The organism is Bergeriella denitrificans NBRC 102155 (assembly GCF_001592185.1).
In the GTDB taxonomy this organism is placed as follows: Bacteria; Pseudomonadota; Gammaproteobacteria; order Burkholderiales; family Neisseriaceae; genus Neisseria; species Neisseria denitrificans.
This window is the reverse complement of record NZ_BCWL01000341.1, coordinates 1-1,097: the sequence shown is the minus strand read 5'-3', so window position 1 is coordinate 1,097 and position 1,097 is coordinate 1. Positions and strand designations below refer to the sequence as shown.

The following is a 1,097-nucleotide window of genomic DNA, read 5'->3' as shown; positions in this document are numbered from 1 at the left end:
CCCCCCCCCCCCCCCACACACACACAGCCGTCCGAGCCGCATAGCGCGGACGCTCAAGAAGCCGCGCCTGCTACCGCAAGCAACAGCCGCCTGAGCCTGATATTGAAAATCGTGGGTGCATTAGCCGTTATCGGCATCGCCGTTGCCGTATTCACAGGCAGCAAATCCGACAGCAAGCCGGCCGAAAGCGCCGCCGCCGCCGAAAGCGACGAATACATCGTATCCGAAGAAGATAAACGGGCCGCCGAAGAGAAGCTGGCCGCGACGCGTCAGGCATTTGAAGAAGCCGACGCCAATCTCGACGAAGTATGGGCAAACATCGATACCGCCGTGTTCAAACGCCTGAAAAAAGAGCAGGAAACCTGGTGGGACGAGCGGGAGGGCTTCTGCGAGCCTGCGTCGCCAGAAGGCGAACCCACAGACCATCAGCGCAATCTGATGGAAGAGGCCAAATTGCTGTGTATGACCGAGTTGACGAAAGGACGCATCTCCGAATTGCAGGAGCAGCAAAACGGTACAGTAAGCGCAGATGAAGAGGAAACATTAAGCGCGGAAGAAGCTGCGAAAGCAAACGACGCGCAAGCCGATACCTCAGACACGGAAGAGACCGGCACGGCCAAAGCAACCAGGGCGGATGCAGAAAAGGCAGGACAAGAAGTACAGGCCGCCCTGCAGGAGTGGGTAATGGTTATGCTGTCTATGCCGGACGGTATGCTGGCGCAAAAGCTGGAAGAAGACGGTCTGAAGAATATGGGTCCGAACGGTATGCAAAGTTTGCAGCAGAGAATAGATGAGGACTACAAGAGCCAGTGCGGCCACTATATAAAGAGAGCCGAAGCGACGCAGGATCCGGGCGATGCTGTTGCGGCCGGCCGCTGCGTCACCAAGATTATCAAAGGCTACACTCAAGAGTTGAAAGACTATATTGACGAAAACCGCTATCTATATCAGTAAATAAATACCATGCCGTCTGAAAATCAGACGGCATTTTTTCAATGCCGCGCCCGCCCGAAATCCACAGCCTGCCTGCCAACGTAGGGCGGGGTTGCGACCCCGCGGCCACACTGAATGACTGATTTTGAACGCGCAGCAAAAAA

At 55.8% G+C, this 1,097-nt stretch carries 1 protein-coding gene; it reads left to right on the top strand.

All coding sequences use genetic code 11. The features are described 5' to 3' along the window. On the top strand, window positions 1-954 hold a 954-nt coding region (locus BDE01S_RS10680; RefSeq protein WP_156472608.1), incomplete at its 5' end, for a lysozyme inhibitor LprI family protein. Window positions 955-1,097 lie beyond the last annotated feature (143 nt).